Genomic DNA, 17,309 nt, shown 5'->3' with positions numbered 1-17,309 from the left:
CGCCTTATCCATGCCTGATAATGTAGCTGTCAGGCAGATCTCAGCCCTTCATTTTGCTGCCTGCTCATAACCTGGTTTCATTACATCATACTCATATAACGCATATAGTGCCGGACCAGAATAGCGATCACTGCCATTGCCACAACAGCTACAATCGCACCCATGGTCACATTTTTCGGCTTTTTCAGTTTGAAATTGGTGATAAACAAAATGCCGACCACCAGCATGACCACATGAAGCGCAAGCATAAATTCACAACCTAAAAATGGTTTTAATACAACCACGATCGGAAGTGCGATCGCCATCGAAGTGATCGGAAGTCCCTGGTAGCATTCTCTCTTCTCTGAGGTTTCTTCCTGCCGCTGTTCTTCCATTACATTGAACCATGCAAGGCGGATCAGACCTGCAAGCACATAGAACATCAGGATTGCCACACCGATCACTCCACGCATTCCAAAGCAGTAACAAAGAACAGCCGGTGAAGCTCCGAAGCAGACGATATCACTTAAAGAATCAATCTGGATCCCAAAACGCTTTTCCACCTCTGTCCGGTTCTTTTTCGTCCGTGCGATCTTTCCATCGAACATATCACAAAGCCCGGAGATTGCAAGACACATGACACCCAGGTGCAGATGCCCGTTCACTGCAAACATCATTCCTCCGACCGATACCATCAAGCTGACATATGTAAGTACTACCGTATAATCATAACCCCCTAACATTCTATCTCCCTCTTTCTTCCAATTGTAAAGTTTGCTACGATCGTAAGCAGGGCGCTCAGCCCCAGTTCTGTATAATACCCAAGCCCACGGCTCAGGATCATTCCCGGCAAAAGAAGCCGTTTTCCGAATACCGGAATAAAAATCATGGTAAATAATTTTTCACTGATTCCCATACCTCCCGGCAGAGGAAGCATATCTACCGATACCGCAATGACCGCCTGCAGTGTAATGACTGCGACTGCTTTTGCACCACCAAGTCCAAATGCCTTATATACAAACCATGTAGCCGTAAACAGCGCAAACCGCTGGAACATGGTGATTGCAAATACATTCACGATTACCTGCTTGTGCTCCTTCAGAAAAACTGCTGTATCCCGGTACTGGTCCATTGATGCATTCAGCTTTTCAATACGCGCTTCCTTATGGCGTAGAAAGTGCAGCTTTTCAAGCAGTGCCATTCCTCTTACCAGGATTTCTCTTGCAAGCCGCGGATGAAACACCAGCACCAGCATCGCCGTCACGCAGAAAACGTTCAGAGCTGTCCCCAGATAAAAGATATGCCGGATACTCCAGAGATACTTATGGATAAATCCCTGTCCGAACAGTACCAGCCACAATCCGACAACCACCAGTACCAGTTTATAAGTGATCGTAACGATCATCAGCACCAGCGTTGAAACCGGTATTGGTATCTTTTCTTTTTTCATATAATAAATCTGTGCCGGCTGTCCTCCAGATGCCGAAGGTGTGATACAGCTGAAGAAGAATCCAACCGATGAAAACAAAAAACATGTCCATTTTTTCAGCCGGATTTTCAGTGTCCGCATCATATAATAGATAATGATCGATTCTCCCCAGATAAAAACCACAACACAGATCACTCCCGGAATCAGCCATAATACATTGACCTGCCCCAGGATCTTCACAATCTCACCAATATCTTCCCCATGAAATACGCCATACATTGTACCGGCAAATACCACCAGCAAAAATATGACATTGAAGATCGTCTTCTTTTTATTTTCCATCTCTCTTCATTCCTGTCCAGTTTCCAAGTTTATTTGCTATTTTTTCTGTCAGACGCCGATAGATCTGCCATCCATTTGTCCGTCTGCTGATCTGCCAGGTTACTTCTGCAAGAAGAATTCCTGCTACTGCATCCTGCCATACATGCTGCCTAAGCGCCAGTGTCGAAATCACAACCAGTACCGTCATCAGGACTGAAAAAGCTTTATACCAGTTGGGAATCTTCCGATTCTTCCTGACCGCAATATAGCTGAACCAGCTTGCCATGCAGTGAATGGACGGAAACAGGTTGATCGGCTTATCAACCGTATACAGAAACCGTACTGCCTGCGTCCAGATATCCGTCCCTGTCAGAACCGGTCTCGTATTCGTGGTCGAATAAAAAATAAAGCACAGCATACATACCAGCCGCGCATAAAAATCCGCAGTAAAAAACCGGTATTTCACTTTCTCCTCCCGCATCGATGCCATGAAATAGTTCACTACCCAGAAAAGATAACAGCCAAAATAAATAATAATAAACTGTGGCATAAAAGGAATCACTTCATCCGCCGGACCAGAAAGATTATGAGTCTTGATTCCCGTCCGTAATAGCGGCACTCCCCAGTATACCACAGCATTCATACAAAATGTAATAATAAGTGGAATTATAGTTTTTATTTTCTTCATACAATCTATACTATACATAAATAAAAAAATAGCAATAGTCTTTCACAATTCTTAAAGAAAAAAGTTCTGTCTCTTAAGAAAACAGAACTTTTTTCTTTTATATTTCTTTATTTTTACAGAACCTTTGACAGGAATTCCTTTAAACGCTCATCCTTAGGATTTGCAAAGAACTCTTCCGGAGTTCCCTGCTCTTTTACTCTTCCTTCATCCACAAACATGACACGGTCAGCAACCTCTCTTGCAAATCCCATTTCATGTGTAACAACAACCATGGTCATACCTTCCTGGGCAAGCTGTTTCATCAGCTCCAGTACTTCTCCAACCATCTCCGGATCCAGTGCGGATGTCGGTTCATCAAAGAGTATAACATCCGGACTCATTGCAAGAGAACGAATGATCGCGATCCGCTGCTTCTGTCCACCGGAAAGCTGTGACGGATAAGAATCTGCCTTCTCTTCCAGTCCAACCCTCTTAAGAAGTACTCTTGCTTCTTTTTCTGCCTCTGCTTTATCCTTTTTCAGGAGCTTAATCGGAGCCAGTGTGATATTTTCAAGAATCGTCTTATGTGGGAAAAGATTAAAGTGCTGGAACACCATTCCCATCTTCTGACGATGTTTGTCGATATCTACCTTTGCATCTGTAATATCCACACCTTCAAAATAAATATGGCCTCCGGTCGGCACCTCCAGAAGGTTCAGGGAACGGAGGAATGTAGATTTTCCGGATCCTGACGGCCCGATGATTACCACAACTTCTCCTTTGTGGATCTCTTCTGTAATTCCATTCAGTGCATGAAAATCGCCAAATGCTTTCTGCAGATTTTCTACACGGATCAATACATCTCCATTAGTGGTCACTGTTCCTTAACCTCCTTTCCAGCATACTTACCAGTTTACTGAAGATCATAACCATAACCAGGTAAATGATCGCAACTGCCATCAGTGGCATAAGCGCATCGTAGGTTCTGCTTCGGATGATATCTCCGCCCTTTGTCAGATCCTGAAGGGCAATATATCCGGCAACAGAAGTCTCTTTTAAGAGAACGATAAATTCGTTTCCAAGTGCCGGAAGGACATTTTTAAACGCCTGCGGCATGATAATATAGATCATTGTCTGACGATAATTAAATCCAAGGCTTCGTCCTGCCTCAAACTGTCCGTTATCAACTGCCATAATACCGGAACGGAAAATCTCAGCAACATAAGCACTGGAGTTCATACCAAATGCCAGAATCGCTACGATCGTCTTACTGACATCCACACTTGCAAAAATTACAAAGTAAATGATAAGCAGCTGTACAACAACCGGTGTACCACGGATGACCGTGATGTAAATCTGGCAGATCAGATTCAGGAGCTTCAGCTTGCCGGTCTTATCGTATGTGGAACGGACAATTGCCAGAAGGAATCCGAGAACTACACCGATCAGGACAGCACAAAAGGTTACAATTAATGTAACCTTAAGTCCGTCTGCAATGTAGTGCCATCTGTCATCTTTTATAAAATTCATTATAAATCTTGCTTTAAAATCACTCATAAGACACCACCAGTCTGTACCCGATTAGTCTGTAATATATTTTGCAACGATTTTATCAAATGTTCCATCTTCTTTTAACTCTTTGATCGCATCATTGACTTTCTTAACCAGATCATCATTACCTTTTTTGATTGCCAGTGCATAGTCTTCTTCTACATAAGAAGTCTCCAGGATCTTCAGACCTTCATTTTCTTCTACGAATGTCTTAGCCGGCTGGTTATCAATGATCACTGCATCAATCTTGCCCTGCTGCAGAGCCTGTACAGCTTCCATACCTTTGTTGAAACGCTCTACATTATCATCACCGAAATCATCTGTAGAATAAATATCCCCTGTTGTTCCCTGCTGAACACCAATCTTCTTTCCTTTCAGATCATCCGGTTCTGTAATATCACTATCATCTGTTACAATGATAACCTGAACTCCTGTGTAATAGCTGTCAGAGAAATCAACCTGTGTAGCACGGTCTTCTGTTACAGTCATACCTGCTGCTCCGATATCTGCTTTCCCGCTCTGAACGGCCGGGATAATAGAATCAAATGCCATATCTTCGATCTTCAGATCCATTCCAAGTTTGTCAGCGATCGCTGCTGCGAATTCTGCATCGATTCCGACAACTTCATCTCCGTCATAGTATTCAAATGGTGGGAATTCTGCGTTTGTAGCCATAACAAGCTTTTCTTTCTTGTCTGATTTTGCAGAGTCACTCTTTGATGAATCACTCTTTGATCCACAAGCTGCAAAACTGAATACACATGCACATGCAAGTACAACACTGATTGCTTTTTTCATTTTCATAATACCAACCTCCAAATTTTATCCATTTCCCCTATTCTATCATGTTATAAAGAAAAAACAAAGTGGGTTTTTATACATTTTTTTGCATAAATTCCCACTTTTTTTCGTGATTATTCTCTTTTAGCCGAAGATCAGGAAATAAAGAAGTACCAGAACTCCAAGTACGATACGGTAATAACCGAATGCCTTAAAGTCATGCTTCTTGATATATCCCATCAAAAACTTGATCGCAAATACGGATACGAAGAACGCTACCAGGCATCCTACAAGCAGAATGACTACTTCGATCGCGGTATAATGGAATCCGAATTTGATAACCTTTAAGATACTTGCTCCGAACATAACCGGGATTGCAAGGTAGAAGGTAAATTCTGTTGCCACATAGCGGGAAGTTCCGATGAGCAGTGCTCCAAGGATGGTTGCTCCTGAACGTGAAGTACCCGGGATCAGTGCCAGGACCTGGAAGCCTCCGATGATCAGTGCCATCTGATAGGTAAGCTCTGTCAGCTTTGTAACCTGCGGTCTGGTGTGTTCATTCTTTTTCTCGATCAGAATGAAGAAGATACCATAAATGATCAGCATCAGTGCAACAACTACATAATTGTAAAGATACTTGTCAAGGATATCATCAAATAACAGCCCGATCACAGCTGCCGGCAGACAAGCCACAACGATTTTGCACCACAGGTTGATTGTATTTCTCTTCTGCTTCGCTGATTTTCTCTTTGAAAACGGATTCAGCTTATTGAAATACAGAACAACGACCGCCATAATTGCACCGAGCTGGATCACAACACGGAACATACTGTTGAATTCATGACTTGTACTCATATGTAAGAACTGCTCTACCAGGATCATATGCCCTGTACTACTGATTGGAAGCCATTCTGTGATACCTTCCACGATACCCAGAATGACAGCAATTAAAATATCTAACATTTTTCCCTCTTTCTATCCCCTCTCGGGATTCAATACAAATTTTTCAATGGCAGCCGCCACGCCATCCTCCTCATTGGACAAAGTGATATAATCTGCCACCTCTTTTACTTCATCTGCTCCGTTTGCCATCGCAACACCAAATCCGACTTCTTTTAACATCATCAGGTCATTGTTGCCATCCCCGCATGCCATGATCTCTTCCCGTTCAATTCCAAGAAGCCTGCCGAGCTGGATCAGTCCCATGCCTTTGTTGACTCCCGGTGCATTGATCTCCAGGTTCGTTCCCATCGAATCACTGATGCTTAAATCCCCAAGCTCCATGATCCGCTGCTTTGCTTCCAGCCGTTCGTCCTGATTCTTAAAAAGTGCATGGATCTTATCCATCTCATGCCCATTCATCTCTTCCATCTTCTCCCAGAGACTCGTAATGCCTTTGCGGGTGGTTCGGATATAATCTGCCATCGCAGGATTCCGCAGATACTCTCCGACTTTCAGAAGTTCATCTGCCTGCACGAAACCTCTTCCATCAAAATAAATCTCCTTGAACGTATCATAATCTCCAAAAATCTTAAGGATCGCCGCGCCCATCTCATAAGAGAGCATATTGGCATAAAGTACTTTGTCTTCCTGTAAATCCAGGATCCTTCCGCCGTTCGATGTCAGTGCGTACCGCATCCCCGGGAAATTCCGGAGCACTTCCGGGATTCCTGTCACCGGACGTCCTGTTGCAACCAGTACTGTTACTCCCTGATCGATCGCACGTGTAAGTATTTCTCTTGTATGACTGGTCAGTTCTTTCTTATCATTCAGTAAAGTACCATCCAGATCAAGCCCTATCATTTTTATCTTTTTCATGAATAATTCCCTCATTTATGGCAAAGCTAAAAATACATTTCAAATCCTAGTATAACACGATTCCCCGTGCATGTATAACAAAATTTGCGGATTCAGGCATTTTGTAGTATACTGATAAAGGCTCAATTTTGAAGAAAGGAAGAATTATGAAGAAAAGGTTAAAAGCATTTTCAAGGACAACCATCGCACTCCTTACCGCTGCCCTGGTCTGTTCCCCGTTTACAAAAGCTTACGCCGATGACACTGTAGACTCTCTCGAAAAGCAGACAAACGGTCTTCAGAACCAGCTTGACTCTCTGAATCAGGACCTCACAAGTCTCAGCGCTGAGATCACAGATCTTGCATCAAAAATTGAGGATACGGATGCTTCCGTACAGAAAGCAGAACTGGATCTTGCCGCCGCAAAACTGGACGAGCAGTTACAGTATGATGCTATGAAGAAAAGAATCAAATATATGTACGAAACAGGAAATACGTCACTCTTGCAGATCATCTTTTCTTCTGAAAGCATGGGAGATTTCTTAAACAAAGCAGAATTTGTCAAGAACATTACAGAATACGACAGAAATATGCTGGATGAATTACAGAAGGTTCACGAGCTTGTCGCTAAAAAGGACTCTGATCTGAAAGCAGAGCAGGCTTCTCTGGCAGAGATGAAAACAAATCTCGACCAACAGGAACAGGAACTGAATGATAAGATTTCCTCTACTTCCGGTGAACTTCAGGCTTCATCCGAAGCACTGACAAAAGCAAAAGAAGCACAGGCAGCCGCTGCTGCCGCACTTAAGAAAAAACAGGAAGAAGAAGCTGCAGAACAACAACGACAGGCAGAAGCTGCACAGACTGCTGCCAATAATACTTCAAGCAGCTCCGGGAACACGGATTCTGGTAGTTCCGGCGGCAATACGACGATTACAGTTCCGGATACTCCTGCCGAGACCACAGATTTGGTTCTCTTTGCTGCAATTCTGCAGTGTGAAGCTGGCGGTTACAATTATGACGGTATTCTTGCCGTTGCTACAGTCATCATGAACCGTGTAGAAAGTCCGCTGTATCCGAATACGATCAGCGGTGTCGTCTACCAGAGCGGCCAGTTTGCTCCAACCTGGAACGGAAGCTTAAGCCGCGTCTTGCAACGCGGACCTGTATCCTTATGCTATCAGGTCGCTCAGGAAGCACTCGGCGGAGCACGGCTTGCATCCGTAAGCGGATGTTACCAGTTCCGAAGCGCAAGTACCGGAATGTCCGGGATCAACGTTGGGGGAAATGTATTTTTCTAAGCATTGCGATAAGACCAAATAAAAAGATACGATATTCGCTTCTATTTGTTGAAGTAATATCGTATCTTTTCTTTTATCTTTTATCCGTTATATTTTGCAAGGAACTGTGCAATCAGTTCAATGCAGCCTTCTACATCTTTTTCATCTGCAACCTCTGCAGGCATATGCATATAACGTAGCGGGATAGATACCAGTACCATCGGTACTCCCTGATTAGAAAAATGAATCTTATCCCCATCGGTATAACTAAGCCTGCTTGCAGCTTCTCTCTGAACCGGAATTCCTGATTCTTTTGCACATTTTTCCATTTCATCATTAAATGCTTTCACAACGATCGGACTGTTGCATAAAACCGGTCCGCCACCTAAAACAACGGTTCCTGATTCCGCCGGATTCATTCCACTGCAGTCACTTGTATAAGTTACATCTACCACAATGGCCATGGTAGGTTTGATCCGTGAACTTGTCCAGTAAGCTCCTGTTTTTGTCGTTTCTTCACCTGTTGTTGAAGCTCCGTAAACTCCCGCTTTGCAGCCCAGCTCTTTTGCTCTTTTCATTGCTTCCATAATGATGAAAACACCGATTCTGTCATCAAGGGCTCGCGCTGTAAATTTGTCGTTTGCCATTTTACGGATCTGTGTATCCGGTACAATAGGATCTCCGAGGCTGACATATTTCAATGCATCTTCTCTGTCTTTTGCCCCAATGTCGATCAAAAAATGCTTTGTTCCAAGGTTCTCTTCTTTGAATAATCCGCGATAGGCTTCTACAACACCGTAGACTTCGCCATGTTTCGTCTTGATCCGCACCTGACGTCCCGGATAGGTTGCCGGAACAATGCCGCCCCTGTCAATTACCTGCAATCTTCCGTCTTCCCGGATATTTGAGATCATAAGGCCGATCTCGTCTGCATGAGCGGAAAGCATGATACGTGCATCACTTTCCGGATTCAGTACACAGGTCAGATTCTGCATTTCATCCCTGTAGATCTTATCTGCACATTCCTTCATTTCTTCTTCTACAATATCCTGCACCGGTTCTTCAAATCCGGATACCGAAATACTGGTAAGAAGATTGTTTAAAAACTTTTCATTCATACTTTTCATCTTCTTTCTGCTATTTTCTTAGCGAAATTTCTCCTTTTATTTCGCAAGGCTAATATACTATTTTCCTTGCCTTTTATAACCTAAAATATATTCCGCACACTATCCCGCACATATAATTTTGTCGGTACTACTACGTTTACACAGATATCCCGCCCCTGTGTGATCCTCTCTTCCAACAACTGAACCGCATATTCCCCCATAAATTCCATATACAGTCTGACTGTTGTAAGTGGCGGTATCATATATTTTGCATTCGGTATATCATTAAATCCGATGATACTGATATCATCCGGAATGGATAAGCCAAGTTCATATGCTGCTTTATAAGCACCTGCAGCCATAGAATCATTTGCAACAAACAAAGCTGTCGGCAAATGCTTCTCATCATATAATTGTTTCAATAACGTATAACCGTCTTTCGCATGATAGCTTCCGATTTTAACATATTCGCTATGATATAGATTTCTCTTTTCCAACGCCTTCTGGAAATAATCTTTTCTGAGATCCTGCAATTCTTCTCCATCCTGATCACAATCCAGCGCACCAATAAGTCCTATTTTTGTATGGCCGTTTTCTACAAAATAATCCACAATGCTGTTTACCGCATTTTTAAAATCCACAACAATGGAATCGAATTGTAGCGGATTCGGATTGGCATCGATGAATACAGTCGGTTTATCCCAGCCGGAAACAATCTCGATATGTGACTTGCTGAAGGTTCCAAGGCACACGATTCCGTCTACACTGCCCACGGAATCAGCTGTATCATTCAATGTAACAGATTGCTTACGATACCCTTCTTCTTCCAGTTTTTTTTCGATTGCAAGTCTGATACAAAGATAGTAAGGGTCTTCCAGCTCCTCTTTAGGAGAATAAGAACAGAACACTCCTATTTTCAGTTTTTTCTTTCTCTTTTTCTGCACACGCACTTCATACTCAAGTTCTTCCGCAATTTCCATGATTCTCTGCTTTGTTTCTTCCTGCGCATTCAGTGTCTCATCATGGTTCAGCACACGAGAAACCGTTGCAATTGATACCCCAGCTCTTGCGGCAATATCTTTGATTGTTGCCATACTCTATTCCACCTTATATTATTTATTTGTTTTTTTTGAAAAAGATACTTCAGATACCAGAACTGCTGCCAATATCAGAACCGAACCGGTTATCATCCGGACAGTTACTGTTTCGTGCAGCAAAATAACAGAAAAGATCGTTCCAAATACTGCTTCCATGGATAATATGATCGCTGATTTTGTTTCGTCTACATATTTCTGAGAAACAGTCTGCAGTAAATAGGTGATGGTTGTACTTACTATACCCAGGTACAGAACTGCCAACAGACTTTCCATGCTTGGTTTAAAGCGAAAACTACCGGTCACAATCAGTCCGACTCCCGAAAGTACAAATGCGGTAGTCATTTGCAGAAAATTAAGTACAGTCGGTCTGATCTTTCCGACAAACTCTCCTGTCAGAAAAATCTGCAACGCAAAACACACGGCACATGCAAGTGTCATAAGATCTCCTATCCCCATAGAGAAATCACTTTGCAAAGACAAAACTGCCGCACCAACAATTGCCATTCCTGCACCTACAAGACTTTTTACCGGGATTTTCTTTTTATATATCACCAATGCAATAAATGGAACAATTACAACATTTGTTGCCGTCAAAAATGCATTCTTTGATGGTGTTGTGTACTGGAGTGCGATGATCTGAAGCGCAAATCCCCCAAACAACGCCGAACCCAACATGGCTCCGCATTTAATCTCCTCTCTGGTAACCGATTTTATACTGTCTTTCCCCAATACTGTCATGATCACTGCTGCAATAAAAAACCGAATGAACATAATCTGAAATGGTGTCAGTGTTGCAAGTGCAATATCACTGGCTACAAATCCGCCTCCCCAGATGATCGTAACAGTCAAAAGACCTAAAATCCCCAGATACTTTTTCGTTGAATCTTTCATTTATTTTACCTACTTTCATGAGTATACCATATATCACTTAAGAAAGGGGCATTTTTGCCCCTTTCTTTTTCAAATCTCTTATTTAAATTTTGTTGTCAATTCATCTTCAAGATCTTTCATTGTTGATTTTACATCTGCACCGTTTAAGAAAATCTTGGATACTGCTGCTCCGATAGAATCGCCAGCTTCCTGTGCGTTTGGAGAAATCGGAATCTCTGCTACATTTTTACCGTTTTCAATGAAGATTTCATAAATATTTGTATCTCCGAAGAAGGTATCTCCTTTCTGGAAAATTTCTTCTTCATAACTTGGAATGTATGATGGGTACAAGCCATATTTTTCAAATCCGCTTGCCTGCAATTTAGTATCAGTCATTGCGAATTTCACAAAATCTTTTGCTTCATCCGGATAGTCTGTTTTTGCATTGATTGTAAGATCAGATCCACCGTTGCTTACGCTGTATTCTCCGCCTTCAACCTTAGGAAGATCCATAACACTCCATTTTCCTGCTGTATCCGGTCCTTTATCCTTGATTGTACCGATCATCCATACTGCTTCCGGAATAGCTGCAACAGATTCATTTACAACTGTCTGCTCATATTCATCCCAGCCATTGTAATTAAGAACTACACCTGAATCATAGATCTTCTTTGCCTCTTCCATTGCTTTAATAGAACGTTCGTCATCTACAATCGGATTTCCGTCTTCATCAAATACACCGATTCCGAATTCTCCGCGGATCATAGAATATAAAGAGCTCTTCTTCGGGTCAACCGGTATCATTTTAACCGGATCACCACTCGGTGTTTTACAGCTTGCTTCAATCTTCTTTCCTGCTTCGATCAGGTCATCCCATGTCTGGATATCTTCTGGATTTACACCTGCCTGCTCAAAGTAATCTGTTCTATAGAACATTGCTGCCGGGCCTGCATCCCACGGAAATGCATGGATTTTATCTTTGTAGCTTACTTCCCCGATTTTTGATGCAAGGAAATCGTCTGTATTGATTGCGTCAGAAACATCCAAAAATCCTTCCGGGAATTTATCTGCATATCCTACCAGAACATCACCTTCGATTGCGATGATATCTGCGATACCATTTCCTGTAGCAAGGGAAGTAGAGAGTTTTTTATAAATCTGGTCTGTTCCCATTTCTTCAAATTTGAAAGTTACATCCGGATGATCCTTCTGATATTCTTCAGCTGCTTCTTCCAGCTGCTTCAGAGCCACATCCCATGCCCATACTGTCAGCTCTTTTTTTCCATCTTTGGATGCGGATTTCTTTCCGCCACATCCGGTCAGTGCAAGCGATGCTGTCATTGCACCGATCAGCATTGCTGCCATCACCTTGTTCATTCTTCTTCTCATAATCTTTTCCTCCTTTATTCTTTTACTGCTCCACCCATAACTCCCGCTACGAACTGTTTCTGGAAAATCAGGAAGATAATCAGAATCGGTAACGTAGCTACGGCTGTTGCCAGCAAAATTACTGCATAGTTCTTGTTTGTCGGATTTCCATCCAGCATAGCAAGAGCGATTGGAAGTGTGTATTTGTCTTCACTTCCTAAAATGATGAGTGGCCACATAAAGTTGTTCCACATACTTGTAAACATATAGATTACAAGTGCTCCGAGAGCTGGTTTGATGTTCGGCAAAACGATTTTGAAGAAGATTCCGATTTCTCCTACTCCATCGATTCTTCCTGCTTCCATCAGTGCAGTCGGGAATGCAAGCATATTCTGACGCATCAGGAAGATACCGAAAGCATTGGCAAGCAATGGTAAGATCACAGCCCAGTAGCTGTCTGTCAGATTCAGCTTGATCATCATTTCAAATAATGGAACATACATAACCAGTGACGGAATCATCATAGATCCCATTACGAATCCATAAATAATCTTTTTCCCTTTGAATTCAAATTTTGCAAGTGCATAACCTGCTGCTGAGAAGAGAAGCAGTGCAAGCACTGTATAAACCACTGAAATAAACAGTGTATTCCAGGTACTCTGAAGCAGATCGATCTTTCCGCTTAAGATAGCGAAGTTCTTTACAAGCTCTGTTCCGATCGTAAGCTTCGGAGGAACCGAAAGGATCTGTGCATTCGTATTCGTTCCTGATACAAACATAAAATAGAAAGGAAATAATGATAAGAATGCACCGATTGCCAATACAATATAGCCAAAAATTCTACCTACTTTTTTCATTATTCTTTCTCCTTTGTTGCTTTAAACTGGAAGACTGACAATAAAGCGATAATAACCGTCATAACGTATCCGATTGCTGATGCATATCCAAATTTCAGATATCGGAAACCATTGTTATAGAGGTACTGTCCCATTGTGATCGTTGCATAGTTCGGACCACCTTCTGTTAAGATAAACGGTTCATCAAACAGCTGCAGTGTACCGATTGTTGATGTGATCGTACAGAACAGGATGATCTGTTTAACCATCGGGATCGTAATATAAAACAGCTTATCCCAGAAGGTTGCTCCATCAATATCAGCTGCTTCCATCAGTTCATTCGGAATAGACTGAATACCTGCAAGTAAAATGATCATATTATAGCCAAGCCATCTCCATGTGATTGAGATGATGATCGCAAATCTTGCCGGCCATTCTTCATAGAACCAGTTGATTCCTTTTCCGCCAAAGAACTCGATCACATAATTGATCAATCCATGATCGCCATTCAGCAATACCTTGAATACCAGAGCATATGCTACAAGGGCTGTTACCGACGGAAGGAAGATTGTTGTTCTGAAGAATGCTTTTCCCTTGATAAACTTCTGTTCAATCGCAACTGCAATCAAAAGTGCTCCACCGATCATGACCGGAACCTGAACGATCAGATAAATACAGGTGTTGAACAAACTCTTGTAAAATATTTCATCTTTAAACAACGCTGCATAGTTTTTCAATCCGACAAATTCATAAGATCCTGAAACCAGCTCAAAAAAGCTCAGATACAATGATCTTAAAATCGGATATACCATAAAAATCAGAAAGATTACAACGATCGGCGCGATCAGAATATATGCTATATTTTTCTGATTTATGAAAGACTTTTTATTCATTTTCCATTCCCCTGACTTTCTTACTTTCCTCTGTTAATCTGCCATTTTCTGTGCAGCTTATCCACAATTTCATCTCGTAGTCATTAATACGGGTTTTATTTGCGTATAACTGTTCTTCTCCACAGGAATTTGATCCTACACCTGAATGTTTTGCATCAATATGCACTACGGTTTCATCACATTTTTCAATCTCACCGATATGCTTTGCTTTGTCCAGAGCCTCGATCGTATAGTCATGCACATCAATTCCAACCGGAGTTTCTGCTTTCACAAGCATACTCTCTTTTTCGTTTCCGACGGCAAGCCATCTCACTTCTCCTCTGTGACCATTCTCCTGCGGCATTGCATATTCTACATGCATTTCTTCCAGCTTCTTATGATATATACCGATAAATGCGGCCGACTTCATATCCGGATAGTTTTCTTCCGGTCCAAGTCCATACCATGCAACATTTCGCATTTCCCCTGGCATCTTAAATTCAATTCCGATTCTTGGAATAAATTCCGGAACAAATTTACTATATTTGAACCCATTCATCTTAATATTAAGACCAACTTCTCCATCCGGACAGATCACATAAGTGTAAATTCCTTTAAAACCAAACGCCTGGCTCAGCAGTGAAAAATGTGTGTGTATTTCTACCTTTACATTGTCATTCTGCTGCTGTACCCGGAAGCCTTCACACTGCTCCTGCTGTCTGTATAAGAAATATTTTTCTCTCCAGTCAACAATCTTGTACATATCATTGTCAATCGTTGCTCTCTGAAGATTCATCGACGGTCCCTCTGTAATCCAGAGTTTACCTTCTTTCTTCATGGTCAGCAGTTTTCCGCGCACCTGATCAAATACCAGTTCAATCTTATCATTTTGTACGGTTACTCTGGTCGCATCTTTGATTACTTCCAGTGCTGTACCTGTCACTCTTTCCTGCTCTGCTTTTCCGCTCTTATGATACGGAAGCTTAAACTGTGCATGTGCGATTTCCATTCCGGCCTCAGCGTACTGGTTTGCTTCTTTATATACCAGTGACAGGTTCAGATAATAATCTGTCTCAGGAAGGATTTCTTCTACTTTATATGGAAGTATGATCTTTCCCGCCTTTTCCGGTTCAATCTCAAGCTCCTCTACCTTTCCTTCACATATAATTTCTTCGTCATGTACAACTTTCCAGATAAGTGCTGTATGCTCCATTGTACGGAACTGGTAACGGCTCTCTATCTTCAGTTCTCCACTTTCGGCATCTTCCAGTGTAAATTTAACCGGAGCAATGATCTGTTTATAAGTCTCCAGCCCGGTCGACGGTACTCTGTCCGGTCTTAACAGACCATCCATACAGAAATTAGAGTTGTTCGGTGCATCCCCGTAATCTCCACCGTAATAATAAACGGTATTTTCATTTGCATCCTTTTCTTCAATTCCGTGATCGTACCATTCCCAGATAAATCCGCCCTGAAGTCTTGGATATTTGCGGAACAGTTCCTGATACTCTTCCAGGTTTCCTGGTCCATTTCCCATGGAGTGTCCGTATTCACAAAGGATATGTGGTTTTCCATGTGCATCATTTCCTTCTGCAATACGCTTCATACCATCCAGACGTGTGTACATTGTTGAATATACATCTGTAATATCTGCTTCAAAATCTCCTTCATAGTGGATCAGTCTTGTATTATCCAGTGACCGGATTCCTGCTGCCGATGCATCAAAGTTTGCTCCCGTCGATGATTCGTTTCCAAGTGACCACATAATGATGGATGGATGGTTTCGGTGTTCCTTTACCATACGGCTGCTTCTGTCACAATAAGCATTTTTCCAGCTTTCTTCTTCATTCAGCCATTCATATTTTTCAATCCATTCAAATCCATGTGTCTCCAGATCCGCTTCATCGATCACATAAAAACCATATCGGTCGCACAGATCATAGAAGTACGATGCCTTTGGATAGTGTGAACAACGGATTGCATTGATGTTATGCTGCTTCATCAGGATCAGATCCTGTTCTACTACAGCCGGATCCACCGTTGCTCCGCCCTTTGGGCTGAAATCATGCAGATTCACACCGTTTAACAGAATCACTTTTCCGTTAACCCTGAAATTCTTTCCATCATTTTCAATCTTTCGGAAACCAGTCTGAGTTTCAATCACATCAACTGGCTGCTCACCTTCATAAAGTGTAACCTCAACACGGTACAGATTCGGTTCTTCTGCATTCCAGCTCTCTACTTTTCCAACAAGGTCTGTGGCTTCCCCACAGCCATTTTCCAGGCTGATCTCACCGCCTGCAATCTCTTTGGATTCCTTCCAGAGCTTCCAGACAGCTCTGTCCGCAGCTGCATCTGCACAAATCGTCTGCTTCAGGATACCATTTTCGTAAGCCTTATCAAGATCCGCATCTACAATATAATCACTGACAGCATTCTTTGGCTCTGTGTAAACAGTCACATCTCTGAAAATACCTGAATACCACCACATATCCTGGCATTCCAGGTAGGTTCCATCCGACCAGCGGTAAACTCTTACGGTAATCTGATTTTCCCCTGCCTCACAGTAATCCGTGATATCAAATTCACTTCCAAGTCTGCTTACTTTACTGTATCCAACGTGTGTTCCATTGATCCATACATCATAAGCACTGCTCACCCCATCAAAACGAAGAATGATCTTTTCGTTTTTCCATCCTTCTTTCACCTCAAAAGTTCTTCTGTAAATACCTGTCGGATTCTCTGATGGTACAAACGGTGGATTGATCGGGAACAGATACCACACATCTGTATAGTGAAGCTTTCCATATCCGTTCAGTTCCCAGCATCCCGGTACTTTTATTCCATCCCAGCTCTCATCAGCATAATTCTTTTCTTCAAAATGTTCCGGCGAATACTCCGGTGCCTTTAAGAAAAGAAATTTCCACTCCCCATTCAGTGAGATCTTTTCAGAAAAATTATCGTGCCGCTTAAAATCTGTATGCGCTTCTCTTCTTCCTATCTGGAGAACCTCCTCATTCTCCCACTGTTTCCTTTCTCTTTTCAATTTCATTTCCTCCAAATCTTGTATCTATATACAAGTTAACATTTTACTAGTAATACGTCAATATTTTACCGCTGTTTTCTTTTTCACAATGTCATTTTTGTCAATATGTGCAATTTTATTGTATTTTTTTTGTGCATTTTTAACCTTATTCTTTGTGACTTTTGCCAATTCAGCTTTTACTTATTTAGTAAAATATTATTTTTTTACTTATGATATTGATTTTTTGCTAATCGTCAATTATACTTATATAAAAATAGAGATGAGCAAAACACATTGATCCAAAAGTAGAACTTGGCAGTTAGCTCCCATA

Annotated in this window: 16 protein-coding genes; 1 reads left to right on the top strand and 15 read right to left on the bottom strand. The window is 41.9% G+C overall.

Annotated features, from left to right (window positions below; translation table 11 throughout):
* Positions 1-80: 80 nt before the first annotated feature.
* The 8 genes from PGW42_RS04120 to PGW42_RS04085 form a co-directional block, all read right to left on the bottom strand.
* The gene (locus tag PGW42_RS04120) at positions 81-722 is read right to left on the bottom strand and encodes a CDP-alcohol phosphatidyltransferase family protein (RefSeq protein WP_270202922.1); all 642 of its coding nucleotides are present in this window, start codon (positions 720-722) and stop codon (positions 81-83) included.
* Positions 716-1,750, bottom strand: coding sequence for a lysylphosphatidylglycerol synthase transmembrane domain-containing protein (locus PGW42_RS04115; protein ID WP_055261693.1), 1,035 nt, complete (start codon positions 1,748-1,750; stop codon positions 716-718). The genes PGW42_RS04120 and PGW42_RS04115 overlap by 7 nt, the downstream gene beginning before the upstream one ends.
* Positions 1,740-2,417, bottom strand: coding sequence for a phosphatase PAP2 family protein (locus tag PGW42_RS04110; protein WP_270202923.1), 678 nt, complete (start codon positions 2,415-2,417; stop codon positions 1,740-1,742). The genes PGW42_RS04115 and PGW42_RS04110 overlap by 11 nt, the downstream gene beginning before the upstream one ends.
* A gap of 113 nt (positions 2,418-2,530) precedes the next feature.
* Positions 2,531-3,274: an amino acid ABC transporter ATP-binding protein gene (locus PGW42_RS04105; protein WP_055249442.1), complete on the bottom strand. Its 744-nt coding sequence runs from the start codon at positions 3,272-3,274 to the stop codon at positions 2,531-2,533.
* Positions 3,264-3,953, bottom strand: a complete 690-nt coding sequence (locus PGW42_RS04100; RefSeq protein WP_008372629.1) for an amino acid ABC transporter permease — start codon at positions 3,951-3,953, stop codon at positions 3,264-3,266. The genes PGW42_RS04105 and PGW42_RS04100 overlap by 11 nt, the downstream gene beginning before the upstream one ends.
* Positions 3,954-3,977: 24 nt before the next feature.
* Positions 3,978-4,751: a basic amino acid ABC transporter substrate-binding protein gene (locus PGW42_RS04095; RefSeq protein WP_270202924.1), complete on the bottom strand. Its 774-nt coding sequence runs from the start codon at positions 4,749-4,751 to the stop codon at positions 3,978-3,980.
* A 120-nt stretch (positions 4,752-4,871) separates the two neighbouring features.
* Positions 4,872-5,690, bottom strand: a complete 819-nt coding sequence (locus PGW42_RS04090) for an undecaprenyl-diphosphate phosphatase (RefSeq protein ID WP_117823736.1) — start codon at positions 5,688-5,690, stop codon at positions 4,872-4,874.
* Between the two features lie 12 nt (positions 5,691-5,702).
* On the bottom strand, positions 5,703-6,545 hold the full coding sequence (locus PGW42_RS04085; protein WP_055249440.1) for a Cof-type HAD-IIB family hydrolase: 843 nt from the start codon (positions 6,543-6,545) through the stop codon (positions 5,703-5,705).
* 146 nt (positions 6,546-6,691) lie between these two features.
* On the opposite strand from PGW42_RS04085, the gene PGW42_RS04080 reads away from it, so the two are divergent.
* Positions 6,692-7,825 carry a cell wall hydrolase gene (locus PGW42_RS04080; protein WP_270202925.1) on the top strand — a complete coding sequence of 378 codons (1,134 nt, stop codon included), beginning with the start codon at positions 6,692-6,694 and terminating at the stop codon, positions 7,823-7,825.
* Positions 7,826-7,905: 80 nt separating this feature from the next.
* On the opposite strand, the gene PGW42_RS04075 is transcribed toward PGW42_RS04080, so the two are convergent.
* From PGW42_RS04075 to PGW42_RS04045, 7 genes are all read right to left on the bottom strand, one after another.
* A complete protein-coding gene (locus PGW42_RS04075) occupies positions 7,906-8,922 on the bottom strand; it encodes a M20/M25/M40 family metallo-hydrolase (RefSeq protein WP_195250502.1) in 1,017 nt (338 codons plus the stop codon).
* A gap of 89 nt (positions 8,923-9,011) precedes the next feature.
* A complete protein-coding gene (locus PGW42_RS04070; protein ID WP_173692417.1) occupies positions 9,012-10,004 on the bottom strand; it encodes a LacI family DNA-binding transcriptional regulator in 993 nt (330 codons plus the stop codon).
* 18 nt (positions 10,005-10,022) lie between these two features.
* A complete protein-coding gene (locus PGW42_RS04065; protein ID WP_270202926.1) occupies positions 10,023-10,898 on the bottom strand; it encodes a DMT family transporter in 876 nt (291 codons plus the stop codon).
* A gap of 78 nt (positions 10,899-10,976) precedes the next feature.
* The gene (locus PGW42_RS04060; protein WP_270202927.1) at positions 10,977-12,266 is read right to left on the bottom strand and encodes an ABC transporter substrate-binding protein; all 1,290 of its coding nucleotides are present in this window, start codon (positions 12,264-12,266) and stop codon (positions 10,977-10,979) included.
* Between the two features lie 14 nt (positions 12,267-12,280).
* Positions 12,281-13,102 (bottom strand): carbohydrate ABC transporter permease, encoded by an 822-nt coding sequence (locus PGW42_RS04055; protein WP_270202928.1) that lies wholly within the window; start codon positions 13,100-13,102, stop codon positions 12,281-12,283.
* The gene (locus tag PGW42_RS04050) at positions 13,102-13,974 is read right to left on the bottom strand and encodes a carbohydrate ABC transporter permease (protein ID WP_270202929.1); all 873 of its coding nucleotides are present in this window, start codon (positions 13,972-13,974) and stop codon (positions 13,102-13,104) included. The genes PGW42_RS04055 and PGW42_RS04050 overlap by 1 nt, the downstream gene beginning before the upstream one ends.
* The gene (locus PGW42_RS04045) at positions 13,967-17,005 is read right to left on the bottom strand and encodes a glycoside hydrolase family 2 TIM barrel-domain containing protein (RefSeq protein ID WP_442872475.1); all 3,039 of its coding nucleotides are present in this window, start codon (positions 17,003-17,005) and stop codon (positions 13,967-13,969) included. The genes PGW42_RS04050 and PGW42_RS04045 overlap by 8 nt, the downstream gene beginning before the upstream one ends.
* Positions 17,006-17,309 lie beyond the last annotated feature (304 nt).

The sequence above is a fragment of the Coprococcus sp. TM115-187 genome, assembly GCF_027679115.1.
In the GTDB taxonomy this organism is placed as follows: domain Bacteria; phylum Bacillota; class Clostridia; order Lachnospirales; family Lachnospiraceae; genus Allocoprococcus; species Allocoprococcus comes.
The sequence above is the reverse complement of the archived record's forward strand: the minus strand, read 5'-3'. Positions and strand labels throughout refer to the sequence as shown.